Origin of the sequence: Pseudomonas sp. TWI929 (assembly GCF_039673335.1) — a bacterium.
Classification (GTDB): domain Bacteria; phylum Pseudomonadota; class Gammaproteobacteria; order Pseudomonadales; family Pseudomonadaceae; genus Aquipseudomonas.
Genome location: NZ_JBDJLK010000028.1, coordinates 31,986 through 47,603, shown reverse-complemented (window position 1 = coordinate 47,603; position 15,618 = coordinate 31,986). Strand labels below are relative to the sequence as shown.

17 protein-coding genes are annotated in these 15,618 nt (G+C 53.5%); 3 read left to right on the top strand and 14 right to left on the bottom strand.

The genetic code is table 11. The features are described from left to right. Positions 1-88: 88 nt before the first annotated feature. Positions 89-856 carry a helix-turn-helix domain-containing protein gene (locus ABE456_RS13975; RefSeq protein ID WP_346644435.1) on the top strand — a complete coding sequence of 256 codons (768 nt, stop codon included), beginning with the start codon at positions 89-91 and terminating at the stop codon, positions 854-856. On the opposite strand, the gene ABE456_RS13970 is transcribed toward ABE456_RS13975, so the two are convergent. The 14 genes from ABE456_RS13970 to ABE456_RS13905 all read right to left on the bottom strand — a co-directional run bounded on the left by ABE456_RS13970 (position 845) and on the right by ABE456_RS13905 (position 13,687). After that, positions 845-2,116, bottom strand: a complete 1,272-nt coding sequence (locus tag ABE456_RS13970) for an aminotransferase class I/II-fold pyridoxal phosphate-dependent enzyme (RefSeq protein ID WP_346644434.1) — start codon at positions 2,114-2,116, stop codon at positions 845-847. The two genes, ABE456_RS13975 and ABE456_RS13970, sit on opposite strands and share 12 nt — an antisense overlap. Before the next feature lie 40 nt (positions 2,117-2,156). After that, positions 2,157-2,723: a TetR/AcrR family transcriptional regulator gene (locus tag ABE456_RS13965; RefSeq protein ID WP_346644433.1), complete on the bottom strand. Its 567-nt coding sequence runs from the start codon at positions 2,721-2,723 to the stop codon at positions 2,157-2,159. Positions 2,724-2,763: 40 nt separating this feature from the next. Further along, complete coding sequence (locus ABE456_RS13960; RefSeq protein ID WP_346644432.1) at positions 2,764-3,162, bottom strand: biotin/lipoyl-containing protein; 399 nt, start codon at positions 3,160-3,162, stop codon at positions 2,764-2,766. Beyond that, on the bottom strand, positions 3,163-4,518 hold the full coding sequence (accC, locus tag ABE456_RS13955) for an acetyl-CoA carboxylase biotin carboxylase subunit (protein ID WP_346644431.1): 1,356 nt from the start codon (positions 4,516-4,518) through the stop codon (positions 3,163-3,165). It abuts the gene before it with no gap. Positions 4,519-4,520: 2 nt separating this feature from the next. Further along, positions 4,521-4,970: an acetyl-CoA carboxylase biotin carboxyl carrier protein gene (gene accB, locus ABE456_RS13950; protein WP_346644430.1), complete on the bottom strand. Its 450-nt coding sequence runs from the start codon at positions 4,968-4,970 to the stop codon at positions 4,521-4,523. 29 nt (positions 4,971-4,999) lie between these two features. Continuing rightward, entirely contained in the window at positions 5,000-5,767 is a 768-nt protein-coding gene (locus ABE456_RS13945; RefSeq protein WP_346644429.1) for a 5-oxoprolinase subunit PxpA, read from the bottom strand. An 11-nt stretch (positions 5,768-5,778) separates the two neighbouring features. Further along, positions 5,779-6,738: a biotin-dependent carboxyltransferase family protein gene (locus ABE456_RS13940; protein WP_346644428.1), complete on the bottom strand. Its 960-nt coding sequence runs from the start codon at positions 6,736-6,738 to the stop codon at positions 5,779-5,781. Next, complete coding sequence (pxpB, locus tag ABE456_RS13935; protein WP_346644427.1) at positions 6,735-7,403, bottom strand: 5-oxoprolinase subunit PxpB; 669 nt, start codon at positions 7,401-7,403, stop codon at positions 6,735-6,737. The genes ABE456_RS13940 and pxpB overlap by 4 nt, the downstream gene beginning before the upstream one ends. Then, positions 7,400-8,176 (bottom strand): SDR family NAD(P)-dependent oxidoreductase, encoded by a 777-nt coding sequence (locus tag ABE456_RS13930; RefSeq protein ID WP_346644426.1) that lies wholly within the window; start codon positions 8,174-8,176, stop codon positions 7,400-7,402. The genes pxpB and ABE456_RS13930 overlap by 4 nt, the downstream gene beginning before the upstream one ends. Positions 8,177-8,770: 594 nt before the next feature. Continuing rightward, a complete protein-coding gene (locus ABE456_RS13925) occupies positions 8,771-9,493 on the bottom strand; it encodes an ABC transporter ATP-binding protein (protein ID WP_346644445.1) in 723 nt (240 codons plus the stop codon). Then, on the bottom strand, positions 9,493-10,302 hold the full coding sequence (locus ABE456_RS13920; RefSeq protein WP_346644425.1) for an ABC transporter ATP-binding protein: 810 nt from the start codon (positions 10,300-10,302) through the stop codon (positions 9,493-9,495). Before ABE456_RS13920 ends, ABE456_RS13925 begins: the two co-directional genes overlap by 1 nt. After that, positions 10,299-11,606 carry a high-affinity branched-chain amino acid ABC transporter permease LivM gene (livM, locus tag ABE456_RS13915; protein WP_346644424.1) on the bottom strand — a complete coding sequence of 436 codons (1,308 nt, stop codon included), beginning with the start codon at positions 11,604-11,606 and terminating at the stop codon, positions 10,299-10,301. The genes ABE456_RS13920 and livM overlap by 4 nt, the downstream gene beginning before the upstream one ends. Then, on the bottom strand, positions 11,603-12,514 hold the full coding sequence (locus tag ABE456_RS13910) for a branched-chain amino acid ABC transporter permease LivH (protein WP_346644423.1): 912 nt from the start codon (positions 12,512-12,514) through the stop codon (positions 11,603-11,605). Before ABE456_RS13910 ends, livM begins: the two co-directional genes overlap by 4 nt. Positions 12,515-12,580: 66 nt before the next feature. Further along, complete coding sequence (locus tag ABE456_RS13905) at positions 12,581-13,687, bottom strand: branched-chain amino acid ABC transporter substrate-binding protein (protein WP_346644422.1); 1,107 nt, start codon at positions 13,685-13,687, stop codon at positions 12,581-12,583. A gap of 603 nt (positions 13,688-14,290) precedes the next feature. On the opposite strand from ABE456_RS13905, the gene ABE456_RS13900 reads away from it, so the two are divergent. Both ABE456_RS13900 and ABE456_RS13895 read left to right on the top strand, forming a co-directional pair. Then, on the top strand, positions 14,291-15,079 hold the full coding sequence (locus tag ABE456_RS13900) for an NAD(P)H-dependent oxidoreductase (protein ID WP_346644421.1): 789 nt from the start codon (positions 14,291-14,293) through the stop codon (positions 15,077-15,079). A gap of 2 nt (positions 15,080-15,081) precedes the next feature. Then, positions 15,082-15,534 (top strand): VOC family protein, encoded by a 453-nt coding sequence (locus ABE456_RS13895; protein ID WP_346644420.1) that lies wholly within the window; start codon positions 15,082-15,084, stop codon positions 15,532-15,534. The last annotated feature ends 84 nt before the right edge of the window (positions 15,535-15,618 follow it).

Sequence of the window (15,618 nt, the reverse complement as noted above, 5' to 3'; positions counted from 1 at the left end):
AGCACAATCGAATACCGTATCGCTGATTACAACTGCGGGGATATCTGGTACAGTTCTGCAATTTCAGGGTTAGCTTGAGGAACAGAAAATGGCCACTGGAGCGCAGCTTCTCCACTTGTTCGATAGAGACTTTACCCTACTCGACAAAATTTTCGACTGCATGCCCGACGTCATGTTTTACGTTAAAGACACCGAGGGCCGGTATGTGGTCGTCAACCAGACGCTTGTTCGCCACAGCGGTAAACGGCATAAATCAGAGGTCATAGGACTGACCGCTGATGAATTATTTCCCATCACCAGCTCCAGCATCATCGCACAAGATTTGAGCGTCATTCACACAGGCACGGACATCGTTGATGCCTTGCGCCTGTTCCGCTCCGCCGATGGGCATAAGCAATGGTGCTTGAGTTCGAAATACGGTCTTTTCGATGACAACATGAAGCCTAGCGGACTCGCAGGTATTTCACGCATTCTGTCTCGACCAGATGAAAAACACTTGGGCTACAAGCGGTTAATGGATTTTTCAAGGCTTGTAAAAGAGAACCTGGGGCAGCCGGTTCTAATTTCTGACATTGCAAAGGAAGTTGACCTTTCAATGGACACACTTCAGAGATTGACTCGCGAAGTTTTTCAGTTGACGCCTAAACAAATCCTGATGAAGGCAAGAATTGAAAAGGCTTGCGAGATGCTAGAAAACTCTGAAGCTAGTATTACGGAGATTGCGACTGAATGCGGCTACTCTGACCATAGTGCATTCAGCCGACAATTTAAAGCTGCCTTACACTGCACTCCCCAGCAGTTTCGTGGGACTACACGGAAGAATGCAGTGAAGGCAAACTCGATATCACCGCTCTGACAGATGCTGCTCACAGGCAGCCATCAGAATGCAGTTAGTAATGACTAACGATGCATCCGAGATGTTGTTGAGCGGCACTGAGGATGGAGCAATGCGAAGATGCCTGTCCTCAGGATCCTTGCCATAAGGGAAAGCCGCACCAGCAGGGGTCAGCTGGACCCCAGCCTCTTGGGCTAGGACAACCACCCTCGTAGCGATATTTGGAGCGCAGTTGACGCTAATGAAATAGCCCCCTTTTGGCGAAGACCACTCTGCAACTCCCAAAGCCCCCAGTTCCCTCTCGAAGACTTCGAGAACAGCCTGGAACCTCGGAGCAAGAATCTCTCTGTGCTTATCCATCAGCACCGGTAGGCCGCCGACGGCCTTCAGAAACGCGACGTGTCGCAACTGGTTGAGCTTGTCAGGCCCGACGCTGCGCACGGAGGCATGCTTGAGCCACCAGTCCACATTGGCCTTCGAACCGCCAAACAGAGCAAGCCCCGCCCCGGCAAAGGTCATCTTCGAGGTGGAGGAGAACAGCAAGGCTCTGTTCGGGTTACCGCTCTCTGCGCACAGCTGGGAGATATTAGCGATCTCGATCCGCTCTGCCGTCAAATGATGCTCGCAGTACGCGTTATCCCAATAGATACGGAAGTCGGGGGCCCCAACAGGCATGGATGCCAAGGCCTGAACAACCGCTCGGCTGTACACTGCGCCGGTCGGGTTGCTGTATTTGGGCACGCACCAGATGCCTTTGACCTTCGGATCGGCAACGAGAGACCGCACGACATCCATATCTGGGCCGTCGTCGCTGATCGGTACGGGGATCAGCTCGATCCCGTAGACCTCACAGATCTTGAAGTGCCTATCGTACCCAGGGGTGGGACACAGGAACGCAACCTTCTCCTCCTTGCACCACGGTTTTGAAGAATCCGGATTGCCAAAATTCCAGGAGTAAGCGATGCAGTCATGCATCACAGCCAGGCTGGAGTTGCCATCAACTACGACCTGTTCAGGTGGAAGCCCGAGCAACGGGGCAAAAAGCTCCCGAGCCTCCTTGATGCCCTGTTGCCCCATGTAGTTACGGCAATCCGTACCATCCTGGGTTTTATAGCCAATCTGGTCAAACAGCCCGTTAGACAGGTCCAACTGCTCGGCGCTCGGCACACCACGAGCCATGTTTATGTTGAATGGCTTTTTCAGGTAGACACTGTGGTTTTCCAGTGCCTGTGCGTACAACTCGTTAATCTGACCCGCACTATGCCCATGGAAGAGACTCATTAGATGCCCTCGCAATCTCGACTAGCTATTAATATTTGTTTTACTGCCGCACGCCTAACATCCGTTTAGACAATTCGATCAGCCAACGCTCAGATGCGTTCGAGCATTTCGACTGCGACGCTTGACCTACCTGACCATCTGAGAGCATCGAAAGCAAAACAAGAGCCATACCCTCACTGTCGGGGACATTGAACACACCTTGACGCATTCCCTTTGCGATGATGTCAACCAAGAAACGGTTGTAAGCTAGCTCCAGCTCTTGGATACGTTCGAGCCTGGCCAGATCAAGGTGCTTCATTTCAGATCGGAGCAGGGGCGTGTCCAGCGGATGCGATCTCACATATGAAATGTGGAAGGTCAGAAAATCCTCAAGCTCATGAATGATCGAGCCTGAGGATTTACGGCACCGTTTCCATGCGCTTAGCCGCTGGCCAAGCAGGCCATCCAACACTTCCTCCAACACATCCTGTTTACTGGAAAAATGGTAATAGAGACTGCCCGGCTGCAGGCCGACTTTGCCACTCAAACTTCGCATCGACATGGCGCCAAACCCTTGGCTGGCTAACATTTCGTATGCGGCCTGAACAATGTTGATACCAACGTCCACGCCAGAAACCTGAGCCAAGCAAGCAGTGCTCATATTACCGTCACTCCAATTCAATAATCAGCTGGGCGAAGCCGACCACATCACCGTCGGCTACCTTGACCGAAGAAACAACGCCCGGATGGTCAGCACAAATTTCTGTAAGCACATCCCCATATTCAAGCCAAGCGATCACATCACCGGGCACAATCTGCAGCCCCGGCGCAATCACTTGACTTTCACGCTGAGGATGCTCCAATCGCACGATGCCCATGCTTGGAGAGAGGACTTGAATTGTCGAAACGGAAGCAGACTGCGGCGCCTGGCTTTCTGTCTGAATAGGCGCAGCAACGGTCGAAATAGCGCTCAGCGAAAGGCACGCGCCGTTTTCTTCAAACTCTAAAAAGCTGATGCCTCGTCGATTGACTAACTGGGCGAGTTTCTCAATATCAGTAAGATTCATTTATCCTCTCCCAGCGAGGTAGGTTTCTAGGTGGTGGATATCAAATCCGCCCTCTACAAAGGATGACTCCCCCATAAGTTCCTGATGCAGAGGAATATTCGACTTAATACCCTCCAGAGACGCATCAGCCAAAGCACCACGCATACGTCGGATCGCCTCTTCACGCGTAGCGCCGTATGCAAGGAACTTGGCCACCAACGAGTCGTAATGCGGGGGAACTACGTAGCCACTGTAGAGATGACTGTCCACCCTGATTCCGGGGCCGCTAGGAGATATCCACTGGGTTACCTTCCCCGGAGCGGGATGGAATGAATAGGGATCCTCGGCGTTGATCCTACATTCGATAGCATGACCTTGAAGCTTGACGTCTTCTTGCCCGAAGCTCAGTGGAAGGCCGGCAGCAATCTTGAACTGCTCAGCGACGATATCCACCTCAGTCACTAGTTCTGTAACAGGGTGCTCAACCTGGACACGAGTATTCATTTCGATGAAGAAGAACTCGCCGTCCTCGTACAAGAACTCGAAGGTTCCGGCACCTTGATACCCAATGCGCTTACAGGCTTCTGCGCAACGCTCACCAACGACGTTCAGCCTTTCCCGATCAATCCCGATCGCGGGCGCCTCTTCAATGATTTTCTGGTGACGGCGCTGCATCGAGCAATCCCGCTCACCCAGCCATACCGCGTTACCGTGAGCGTCAGCCAACACCTGAATTTCAATATGGCGGGGGTGCTCAAGGAAACGCTCCAAGTAGGCCTCTGGATTGCCAAACGCCCTCCCCGCCTCCTCTTTGGTCATGGCAACTGCCTCAAGGAGCTCGCTGGAGTGCCGCACGATGCGCATTCCTCGACCACCGCCGCCGCCCGACGCTTTAACAATGAGGGGGTAACCGCAGCGATCCGCGATGGCGTGAATCTCATCAGGAGAGTCAGGTAGTGCTCCAGGCGATCCGGGAACGCAAGGCACACCGGCTGCGAGCATGGCCTGCTTAGCGGATACCTTATCCCCCATCAAACGGATTGCTTCAGCACTTGGGCCAATAAAAACCCTGCCAGAATTCGTCACCGCTTCAGCGAATTTGGCATTCTCCGCAAGGAAACCATACCCCGGATGGATAGCTTGAGCACCGGTCAACTCTGCGGCCTGAAGCAAGCGCTCAATCGACAGATAGCTGTCTTTCGACTGTGCTGGGCCAATACAGAGCTTTTGATCGGCCAAAGCCACATGCCTGAGATCGGCGTCTGCAGCGGAATGCACCGCGATGGTACGAATGCCAAGGTCGCGAGCAGCACGCATGATACGCAATGCGATTTCGCCACGATTGGCGATTAATACACTATCAAAGGAAGTCGACATCTTCAGCAATTCTCCTCAATCACAAAAAGAGGAGTGCCTTGGTCGACGGATGCACCATCTTCCACCAAGATAGATACAACTTTCCCCTGACGATCAGCCTCCAGAGGGTTCAGCATCTTCATCGCTTCTATAATCCCGAGAGTTTGCCCTTCCGCTACTTGATCGCCGACAGAAACGAAAGGAGCTTTATCAGGAGCAGGTGAGCGATAGAAGATCCCGACCAACGATGACTTTACGGTATAACCTTTGGGTGCAGGCGCGTCGTCTTTAGGTTTTGCTACAGTCTCTTGTGCCTGACCAACAACGGTCGCTGCAACGTTACTCTTGGGGGCTTGAGCAATCGCACTGTGCAGGCGAATTTGCACTCGCTTCCCTCCTTCCGAATATTGCAATTCATCAATATTGGACGCTTGCGCAATATCGATGAGCCGATCAATAAAGTCAGTATTCATAACTTATTCCGATTAAGGTGGGGAATCTCTTACCAAGCTCCGATGGTAATTCCATCTTCTTGAAGCCTTTTCCGCACAGCAGCCGCCACCTTGACTGCACTCGGGGTATCGCTATGAACACAAATAGAGTCGATCGGACAAGGGATCGACATCCCATCGATTGTCTCTATGGCTTGAGCCCGCACCATTCTCACGACCCGGAGGGCAGCCTCTTCTGGATCATGAATCACCGCGCCTGGAGTACCCCGCGCCACCAAACGCCCCATGGCGTCGTACGCGCGGTCAGCGAAAATCTCAGATTTGACCTGTAAGCCCATTTCAGCTGCGATTCGCGACTGCTCGCCCAGAGCAATCACCAGGCAAGTCAAAGACGGATCCACGGCCTTCACAGCACGAGAGACCGCCGTAGCGATTTCTCGGCTGGTTTGCGTGAGATTGCCCAGCGCGCCATGTGCTTTCACATGGGTGAGCTTATGCCCCGCATATGAAGCCAACGCTTGGGCTGCCCCGACTTGATAGGCAACAATCCTTTCGATTTCGGGCCCTGTATAAGGCATAACCCGGCGTCCAAAGCCCCAAAGGTCGGGAAACCCTGGATGGGCTCCAACTGCAACCCCTTTCTTCTTCGCGGACGCAAAAGTGCGAGCCATGATCTCTGGATCACCAGCATGGAAACCACACGCGACATTCGCTGTACTGACAATATCCAGGATGGCTTCGTCGTCACCCATACTCCAGGTACCGAACCCCTCACCCATGTCGGAGTTCAAGTCAACACGCAGTGTCTTCTCAGTCATTATTAGATCACTCAATTACACTTAGCGAGAATGCCCAAGTTGCACTCGATTTTTGAAATCCACCCTTCCAGGCGCTGTTCTTCAGCAAGCACTTCTTGTTCCGTCACTACCTTGAACTGAACCTTCCCACCGATAGGAAGCTGTCCCAACCGCCACAAGTCCGCGTCAATGACATGCGCTATCTTCGGGTACCCACCACAAGTGTTCGCGTCAGCGAGCTGCACAATAGGCTGACCGGAAGGAGGAACCTGAATGGTTCCAGGCAATATGCCGTGCGAGAGCATTTCCAACGGCTGTTCAAGTTTCAGCTCAGCACCTTTAAATCGCATGCCCATGCGATTGGAGTCAGGTGTCACTAGCCACTCTTCGTCGAGGAAAGTTGCTTGCGAGTCTTTAGTGAAAACCTCGTGCTCTGCGCCTACCACCACCCTAATCGCGGTGGCTTCATTTCTCCCGGGCATGGCTACCGGGAAGTAAATACCCTGATCCCTGGGTTCAGGATGCGCTACTGAACGAAGCTGCAACCTGTCGCCACGGCCCAGGCCACGCCCTTCAAGGCCCCCAAACCCGGTTTTCAGGTCAGTGGAGCAAGAACTGATCACTTGAGGGACATCTATGCCACCCGCGAATGAAATGTAGGAGCGAGCTCCCCGAGCCGGCGGACTTAGCTTAAGGGTCTCCCCTGCTTTGGCGTGCACCGCCCACATTGGCGACAGGGCCCTGTCGTCGAGAGTTGCCCTGCAGTCCGCCCCGGTGATTGAGAGCCAAACATCCTCTTCGACACGCAAGCGGAATGGAAACAGCGAGACTTCCAAGGAGGCGGTGTTTTGAGGATTTCCTAGGAGCAGATTACCGAGGCGTAAAGCGAGGCGATCCATCGCTCCACCAGAGCTGATACCCAACGCTAACAGCCCAGGGCGGCCAAGATCTTGGATTGTGTTGCCCGCTCCCGTTGTCAGAATCTCGATCATCTTAGAACCTCAAGAACCTTGAATCGGATAATGTCTCCTGGGCACAACAGGACTGCAGGGGAGCGTTTGGGATCGAACAGCTCCAAGTCGGTGTGTCCAATGATGTGCCAGCCAGAAGGTGCAGCACACGGCATGATCCCCGCTTGTGCTCCGCCGACGATGACAGCACCACGCTCAAGCCTCATCCTCGGTACCGCTCGCCTAGGGACTGCAATCATTGGATCGAGCCCACTCAGATAAGGGAACCCTGGCATCGCGCCGATGCAGGCGACGCTGTACGTTCCATTGGCATGACGATCAACAAACTCATCAGCGGCAACCGAAAGCTGCGCACTGATTTCACTCAAGTCCGTTTCATCACCACCATATACAACCGGAACTTCAAATTCCCTGCCCTGAAGCGATACGGGCAAATCACCATTCCAGTGCTCGACAAGCCAGTCACTCAGACGCTCTCGACGAATCTCCAGGGGATTGAAAACCACCAGAAGATTGTTCATGCCAGGTACGGTTTGCTCGACCCCATCTACACGGCTCAGCAGATCCACCAGCGCAAAGAGACGCTGCTGGATGGAGGTGCTGAAAACGGTAGACGACGGATCGAATAAGACCGCCCGCGCGCCCGCGCTATGAAGACGCGGGGGCGCTGAAAGCTCTACAGTCACTCTTGCACCGGAACGGTGTAGTTCAGAATTAGGCGACCACCATCTGGGTAGATGGTTTGGCCAACGATGTAGGAGGCGTCGTCACTTGCCAGGAACGAAGCTACACTCGCGACTTCGGACGCCTCGCCACAACGGCCAATAGGCGTACGGGAGAGCACGGTCTTGCGTTGCGCCTCGTTCGCCATTACGGAGTTCAACACCAACTCAGTTGCGATGGTGCCTGGGCCGATAGCGTTAACCCGGATTCCATGCTTGATCAGGCCAACAGCCATGACGGCGGTCAGCTGCTTGATGCCACCCTTGGAAACGGCGTAGGCAACCGAGTTTGGAATGGCCAACTCAGCGTTGATCGACGACATGTTGATAATCGAACCCTGGATACCCCGCTCCACCATCACGCGAGCTGCTGCCTGGCCGATCAGGAATGGGGACTTCAGGTTTACACGCTGAACACGGTCGAATGCATCTTCCGGGAAATCAACAAAGTCAGCGGTGTGGATGATGCCGGCGTTGTTCACGACGATATCGATCGAGCCGAATTCGTCTACGGCTTTTTGTACAATTGCTGTAGCCAGCTCGGAGCAGATCTCGCTCAGGTCGGCAGCAAACCAGGACGCATTCGCGCCCAGCCGTTCGGCTTGCGCGCGGACTTTGTCAGCCTGCACGTCGACCAGAATCACTTTTGCGCCATCTTGAAGGAAGCGCTCAGCGCAAGCGAGGCCAAGCCCCTGTGCGGCGCCGGTAACCAGTGCGACTTTGCCGGAATGTTTCATAGTTGCTCCTAACGATTGTGCTCTTTGGCGTGCCATCGATCCGTCAGAACGAATGGCGAAAGAGCTGATTGCGGTTAGGTAACATCTTGCTAGACAGAACGGCGTTTGACTTGTATCAAGACAGGCAGTCGATTGCGGTTTCTAGCACAATTTAACCATCTGTCGGCTGCGGTGTTTTAGAATCGTCATCTCAGCAAAGCGTGCAGCCCACCATGGTGCAATGCGCCACAAAACGGGGCGTTGGTAACCAGCGCACGAATCACTCCGCGGGCAATCCCAGTCGAGATTTGCGAACAATCGGGCAGCTCAATGGATTCGGCAAATTGCCAGCCACAGCCGGAAAAAATCCCAGCCCGCATGCTTTACTCAAAGGCCAGACACAGGTGAAGCCGACAGGCCGCAAAGACCTGGCTCAGGCCCCAGAAACACGACGCATTGGTCATTTGGATAGCGCCACAGAGAGGTCTAGTAGATTCGCGCCGAAACCGATGCTGGAGTAATTGCTCGCGGCCCACCATGCAGTCCCACACACCAATGGCAAAGCACCGCCTTCAGACTGAAGGCGGTGCCGATAGACGCCACAAACAACTGAGACTACGCGCTCACTTTATGCCCGCCCTCCAGGTACGCCGCCTTCACCTCTTGGCTGCTAGCGAGTTCATTACCCGTACCCTCCATCACAATCTCACCGTGCTGAAGCACATAGCCACGATGAGCGACCGCAAGCGCCTGGGCGGCGTTCTGCTCAACCAGCAAAATGGTCATGCCCAGATCCTGGTTCAGTCGTTGAATGATCTGGAACACTTTCTGGATATAAATCGGAGCCAGACCTAACGAGGGCTCGTCGAGGAGCAGCAGTTTGGGATGACTCATGAGCGCCCGTGCGATGGCCAGCATCTGCTGCTCACCACCGGAGAGCGTACCCGCAGGCTGATGAAGACGCGTCTCCAGGATTGGGAACAGTTCATACATTCTCTGCAGATCGGCTGCACGTGTGCCGACATCCTGGAACACTGCCCCCATCAGCAGGTTCTCTTCGACAGTCATTCGCAAAAAAATCCGACGCCCCTCGGGAGAGAGTGCGATCCCCATCCGAGAAATTCGGTGAGGCTGCAAGCCAACCAAAGAACGCCCCTCAAAGACCACGGATCCCGAACTGGGCACGGGGCTGCCCAAGAGGCTGGTCATCAGTGTGGATTTACCTGCGCCGTTGGCGCCGATCAGAGTAACGATCTCACCCTGCTCAACCTGCAGATTGACGCCTCGCAGGGCGTGAACGTGGCCGTAATGTACATTCAGCTCATTAACTTCAAGCATCATGCAGCCTCCCCACCAGGCGTACCAAGATAGGCGGCAATCACCCGTGGATCCTCCTGAATAGCCTTAGGTGTGCCCTCGGCGATCTTCTTGCCATATGACAGAACATAGATATGGTTCGAGATATTCATAACAACACTCATATCATGCTCAATCAAAAGCACGCTGATACCCTGCTCCACCACAAGTGCTTGCAGACAGTAATTGAGCTCCATCGACTCTTTTGGATTCAATCCCGCAGCCGGCTCATCCAGACACAGGAGAACCGGGTCTGTACACAGCGCACGGACGAGCTCTACTTTTCGCTGCACACCATAGGACAAAGCACCAGCAGGCTCGTCGGCAAACTTTTCGAGGCCCAACGATGCCAGATGCTTATAAGCCTTTTCGACGGCCTCCTCTTCCGCACTGCGGTATTTCTTCAAGCCCAGAATTGCGGCCAAGGAGAAGACTGACGCACTCTGCAGGCTGTTATGTTGCGCGATCAGCAAATTTTCCAAGACGGTCATCTTCGGGAAAAGTCTGATGTTTTGAAATGTGCGAACTACTCCTGCACGCCTAGTGACATCGATTGTAGACAGCTTCTCCAGGTTCATCTGCCCACGCTCTGGATGGGACATCTGAATGCTGCCGGCTGTGGGCTTGTAAAAACCTGTGAGGCAATTGAAAAGCGTAGTCTTCCCAGCACCATTCGGGCCAATTACCGACGTGATTTCTCGGCTGCGCACCTGAAGGCTAAGCCCTTCAATCGCCTTAATACCACCAAAGGTCATCCCGAGGGATTGAACATCAAGGAGAACAGAGTTCATCGCACCACCTCTGCTGCCTGGCGACCGTCTGGTGAAGGCTTTTTGCGGAGCCGAGCCCAAATTATGCTTGGCTCACGGGATGAGAAAATTCCTCCTGGACGCCAGACCATGATGAGCACCATGGCAGCACCGAAAAGCAACATCCTATATTCCGTGAAGCTTCGCCCGAACTCTGGCAACAGCACCAAGACCAGCGCAGCAAATACGACACCCAACTGACTACCCATGCCACCTAGCACTACTATCGCCAGAATGATTGCACTTTCATTGAACGTAAAGCTTTCCGGAGATATAAAACCTTGGCGAGCGGCAAAGAACACACCAGCCAGGCCACCAAGCATTGCACCAAGTGCAAAAGCAGACAATTTGATATTAGTGACATTTATACCTAAAGCCCGGCATGCGATCTCATCTTCTCGCACAGCTTCCCAAGCCCGCCCCGTAGGCACCTTGCGCATGCGAAGCACTAGGGTATTGGTAATTACAGCCAAAACAAAAATCAAGTAATAAAGGAATATCACTCGATGAGAGCTTGAGTACTCCAGGCCAAAATACTTAGCAAATGAATCGTCTGCATTTCCACTAAAGCTCAGCCCGAACAACGTTGGGCGATCAATCCCCGAAATTCCGTTTGGGCCACCGGTAAGGCCACCCCAATTAATAAGAATAAGCCTTATAATTTCGCCAAAGCCCAATGTGACAATAGCAAGGTAGTCACCACGCAAGCGCAATGTCGGATAACCCAGCAATATGCCGAATGTAGCGGCAATAACTGCCGCAATAGGCAAACATGCCCAGAATGAGAAACCGAAGTGGTGGGACAACAATGCATATGCGTATGCACCAACGGCGTAAAACGCTACGTAGCCAAGGTCTAACAGGCCTGCTAGCCCCACCACAATGTTCAACCCCCAACCCAGCATGACGTAGATCAAAACGGTGGTTGCCACATCTACAAAGTACCGGTTCCCTGAAAACAGGATAGGCAAAAGTAATGCCACAACAAATATTGCCCACCCCAATGGATTGGTAATTTTTTTGGGCTGCCGAAGGGATCGCCCTAAGATTGGCTTCTTGCGTCTAATATGCAGCGACGTCATCACTGCCGACTGAGCTAGGCGAATGAAGAATATAGCGATCACCACCGCCGCCAGCAGAGACCACCTTGTATGCACTTCAAGTACGCCACCCTTATCGGTGGTATACATCCCAATCAGCGGGACACCTAAGACTGCACCGATGGCCGACATCTTAAGGGCATCAACCAAATGCCGCCGCAGATTCTTCTCTCTGATCATATTCATACTTTCTCTACCTCAGGTCGACCGAGCAGACCATAGGGGCGAACCAACAGCACGAGAATAAGAATTGCAAACGTTGCGACGTCCTTATACTCCGCAGAGAAATAGGTACCCCAGAAAGACTCGATAAGCCCTATCAGCAAACCGCCCAGCACTGCTCCAGGCAGAGATCCGATGCCACCAAGAACCGCAGCTGTGAACGCTTTAATCCCAACGAGGAAACCAATACTGAAATCCACCACTCCGTAGTAGATCGTCACCATCACCCCTGCCACAGCCGCCAGGCCAGCTCCGATCATGAACGTGAACGAGATGATTCGGTCAACGTTGCACCCAAGGAAGCTGGTCATCTTCAGATCCTGCTCACAGGCTCGCTGCTGCCGCCCAAAGGATGTCCTGGTGATCAGCCACGTGAACGCCGTCAGTAGCACTGCCGTTACGAACACAATCAACATCTGACTGTATGAAAGGAACACGCTGTCTGCCCCAAGAGGGATTCTCACGCCTCCTGGAATAACGGGGGAAATTGCTTTTACCCGTGCGCCCTGCGTCAACTGGACAAAGTTCTGCAGAAAAATTGACATACCGATAGCCGAAATCAGAGGGGCCAACCTTGGCGCCCCTCTCAATGGCCGGTAGGCAGTACGCTCTACGGCCCAACCGTATGCGGACGTGAGCAGAATAGACACGATCAATACGCAGAGAATAGCAAGCGGAACAGAACTAATCCCAAACACTGACAACAGTGTAAACGCAGCGATCGAGATAAAAGCGGCGATCATAAAAATATCACCATGAGCGAAATTGATCATGCCGATGATTCCATAAACCATCGTATAACCAATTGCGATCAAACCATAGACAGCGCCTAGCGTTAGCCCGTTGACTAACTGCTGCAATGCGAGATACATGTTCATCTACTCCAGGTGGACGAATAGCATGCCTGCCCCCTCCTCCCGAGGAGGCAAGCGAGGAAGTCAGTTCGCGTAACCGTACTGGCTCCCTGTCCAGCGATAAACAACGTATCCCGGCTTGGTGATGTCACCCTTTTCGTTGAAATTCAAAGGGCCTACGACCGTATCAAAGGTCTTTTTACCCCAAACCTTGCGTATATCATCTAACTTAATTGAGCCGGCTTCAGTTGCGGCCTGTGCGAATAACTGGATTGTGGCGTAGGAGTAGAGCGTATAGCCTTCTGGCTCGATCTTTGACTTGCGGAACTGCTCAACTACTTCTGCAGCGACTGGAGAGTTTCGAGGGTCAGGGCCGAAGGTAAACAATGTCCCATCTGCAGCACTACCGGCTGCAGTGAGAAGCTCGGAGTTGGTCAGTGTATCCCCACCAATCGTAGTGACTTTCAGCCCGCTTTGCTCTGCTTGCCTCAGGATCATACCAAGCTCTGCATAGTAGCCACCAAACGCCAGGACTTCGGCACCGGCAGCTCGCAAGCGGCTGATTAACGCATTGTAGTCTTTCTCGCCTGCGGTGATTGACGTCTCCAGAACTGGAGTAACGCCTTTTGCTTTCAAGCCTTTAGTAATTTCATCTGCAAGGCCTTTCCCGTATGCACTTTTGTCATCGACAACTGCAACTTTTTTGCCCTTAAGATTGGTAGCGATGTAATCAGCCGCGACGACACCTTGTTGATCGTCACGCCCGACTACGCGCAGGATATTTACCAGGCCTCGTTCTGTAATTTGAGGGTTGGTCGAGATGGTTGCCATGGGAATGCCTTCATCGCCATAAACTTCGGATGCCGGCATGGTCGAGCTTGAGCAATAGTGACCGTCAACGAATACTACGCCCTTATTAACAAAAGTGTTTGCTACTGAAACAGCCTGCTTTGGGTCACATACATCGTCACCCACTACAAGCTTCAACTTCTGACCTAGGACACCTCCACGCGCATTAATATCTGCTATGGCCATTTCAGCGCCATTTCGCATCTGTTGTCCACCCGACGCGTAGGGCCCAGTCATGGGCCCAGCGACGCCGATAAGGAGATCGGCACTTGCAACTTGCGCACTCAGATAGCTAATAGCGGCGAAGCAGCCGCCCAACATTACGCGGTATTGCTTTTTCATAACGCCTTCTCCAGTTGTTTTTTATTCTGGCTGTCTCGTAAGCACGGCGATGTGCTTCGTGGAAACGCGGATCGGCAGTAAATGACTAGCAGCCGGGAATTGCTCTCACCGGCTGATGGGCGTTTTTTTATTTGAAGCCCAGCGAATTCATTCTGCGACTGGGCAACAAGGATGGCTTGATCTTAACGAAGGGCTTTTCTGCGGCTTTCTGCACAACTTGGCAGTTTTGCCCTCCTCAAGTGCCTTTGCTCCGAGCTTTGTGAAGTTCATCCTGGGGAGCAGAACAACTGAATTTTCGGCCTGCCAGAGCACTCGGATAACGCTAAGTGCCGCAAAACCGGCCCTTCATGACCTCGCGCCTGGACTACAACAACGCTCCCCCGTGAAAAGACATCCCCGCGAGAGGACAGGCCCCGCGTCTTATAGGAATTGGCACGAAAATTCAGCTGCGACTATACCCCGCAAATGCACCAGCCGAACGGAGCCGGCACCCAACGAAGACTATGCAAAAAACCGTAGAAAACGGCACGCTTTGTTCCAAGACACCGGGCACGGGCCAATGCTTGAATGATCAGGAATCCTGTATCAGCAAGGTCCGACCAAATGAATGTACTTATCGTGTTCGCCCATCCCGAGAAGCAGTCCTTCAGTGCAGCCCTGAAAAACACTGCCGTTTCAACCTTGACGCAGGCAGGCAACACCGTGTCCGTCAGCGACCTGTACGCAATGGGCTGGCAGGCAGCGCTGAGCGCCGACGACTTCACTGGTGAGCACGCAGAACCCAACTACTTGGATCTGTCGCGCGAGCAGGAGCATGCGTTTGCCAACAAAACGTTCGCCCAAGTCATCGCTGATGAGCAGGCAAAAGTTGCTGCAGCCGACCTGATCCTCTTCCACTTCCCGGTCTGGTGGTTCTCGATGCCCGCGATCATGAAAGGCTGGGTAGATCGCGTCTTTGCTCGCGGTTTCGCCTATAGCACCGGGCACAAATACGGCAGTGGTCATTTCAAAGGCAAGAAAGCAATGCTGTGCCTAACGACCGGTACCGCGTCGACGCTCTACGAACCCAATGGCATCGATGGCGACCTTTATCACGTCCTGTGGCCAATCCATAACGGCCTGCTCGCCTACACCGGCTTCACTGTACTGCCTCCATTTGCAGCCTGGATGCCAGCTCGTGTGTCCGATGAAGAACGTCAAGCCTACCTCTCCGACTACGAGCAGCACCTGCAGCAGATCGAAACCCTTGAACCACTCTTCTTCCACAACTGGGAAGACTACGACGAGACTCAGCGCCTGAAGCCGGGGATCGTGGCTAAGTCGGGCGTTCAGTGGAATCCTCGTGCAGATCAAACCCGCATTGAGGCTGCCGATCGCTACACCCGGAGATAACAATGACTGCCACGCCTTTCAAAGAAATCCACCATGTGTGCATCGTCGTCAACGACCTGGAGCAAGCAACCGCTTTCTATGAGTCAGTTGGCATCGGCCCTTGGCAGGAGTTTCCGTCTCTCACCGCATTTGCCGGCAACCTCCAAGTCCCCAATGCCGAGGACTTCCTGAAGCTCCATTACCGGTTCGCCAACCTGGCGAATATCCAGTTGCAGCTCTGTGCGCCACCACCAGGGGACACTCCTCAGCGGCGCTTCTTGGAGTCCCACGGCGAAGGCGTTTTCCATCTTGGGTTCGTCGTAGATCAGGTCGACAAGGGCGAAGCAGATGGCAGGGCACTGGGCCTGCTCGCTCTGCTTCGAGGTCGGCTTCCTAACGGACATGGCTTCACTTACTTCGACACGATTGATCGAGGCGCCGGAGTCACACTGCAGGTTCGATCCGCAGCCAAGTAAATAGCCAAGCCCTTTTCCCAATCACTAAGGGGAAAGGGCCCTTCGCCACTATCCCCTTCCCCCAAGTTCAATGCCCGCCTCAAC

What these genes read in the sequence shown, in the direction of transcription:
- ABE456_RS13975 (WP_346644435.1), top strand. Translation starts at nt 89, where the DNA reads ATGGCCACTGGAGCGCAGCTTCTCCACTTGTTCGATAGAGACTTTACC.
- ABE456_RS13970 (WP_346644434.1), bottom strand. Translation starts at nt 2,116, where the DNA reads ATGAGTCTCTTCCATGGGCATAGTGCGGGTCAGATTAACGAGTTGTAC.
- ABE456_RS13960 (WP_346644432.1), bottom strand. Translation starts at nt 3,162, where the DNA reads ATGAATCTTACTGATATTGAGAAACTCGCCCAGTTAGTCAATCGACGA.
- accC (WP_346644431.1), bottom strand. Translation starts at nt 4,518, where the DNA reads ATGTCGACTTCCTTTGATAGTGTATTAATCGCCAATCGTGGCGAAATC.
- accB (WP_346644430.1), bottom strand. Translation starts at nt 4,970, where the DNA reads ATGAATACTGACTTTATTGATCGGCTCATCGATATTGCGCAAGCGTCC.
- ABE456_RS13945 (WP_346644429.1), bottom strand. Translation starts at nt 5,767, where the DNA reads ATGACTGAGAAGACACTGCGTGTTGACTTGAACTCCGACATGGGTGAG.
- ABE456_RS13940 (WP_346644428.1), bottom strand. Translation starts at nt 6,738, where the DNA reads ATGATCGAGATTCTGACAACGGGAGCGGGCAACACAATCCAAGATCTT.
- ABE456_RS13930 (WP_346644426.1), bottom strand. Translation starts at nt 8,176, where the DNA reads ATGAAACATTCCGGCAAAGTCGCACTGGTTACCGGCGCCGCACAGGGG.
- ABE456_RS13925 (WP_346644445.1), bottom strand. Translation starts at nt 9,493, where the DNA reads ATGCTTGAAGTTAATGAGCTGAATGTACATTACGGCCACGTTCACGCC.
- ABE456_RS13920 (WP_346644425.1), bottom strand. Translation starts at nt 10,302, where the DNA reads ATGAACTCTGTTCTCCTTGATGTTCAATCCCTCGGGATGACCTTTGGT.
- livM (WP_346644424.1), bottom strand. Translation starts at nt 11,606, where the DNA reads ATGAATATGATCAGAGAGAAGAATCTGCGGCGGCATTTGGTTGATGCC.
- ABE456_RS13910 (WP_346644423.1), bottom strand. Translation starts at nt 12,514, where the DNA reads ATGTATCTCGCATTGCAGCAGTTAGTCAACGGGCTAACGCTAGGCGCT.
- ABE456_RS13905 (WP_346644422.1), bottom strand. Translation starts at nt 13,687, where the DNA reads ATGAAAAAGCAATACCGCGTAATGTTGGGCGGCTGCTTCGCCGCTATT.
- ABE456_RS13900 (WP_346644421.1), top strand. Translation starts at nt 14,291, where the DNA reads ATGAATGTACTTATCGTGTTCGCCCATCCCGAGAAGCAGTCCTTCAGT.
- ABE456_RS13895 (WP_346644420.1), top strand. Translation starts at nt 15,082, where the DNA reads ATGACTGCCACGCCTTTCAAAGAAATCCACCATGTGTGCATCGTCGTC.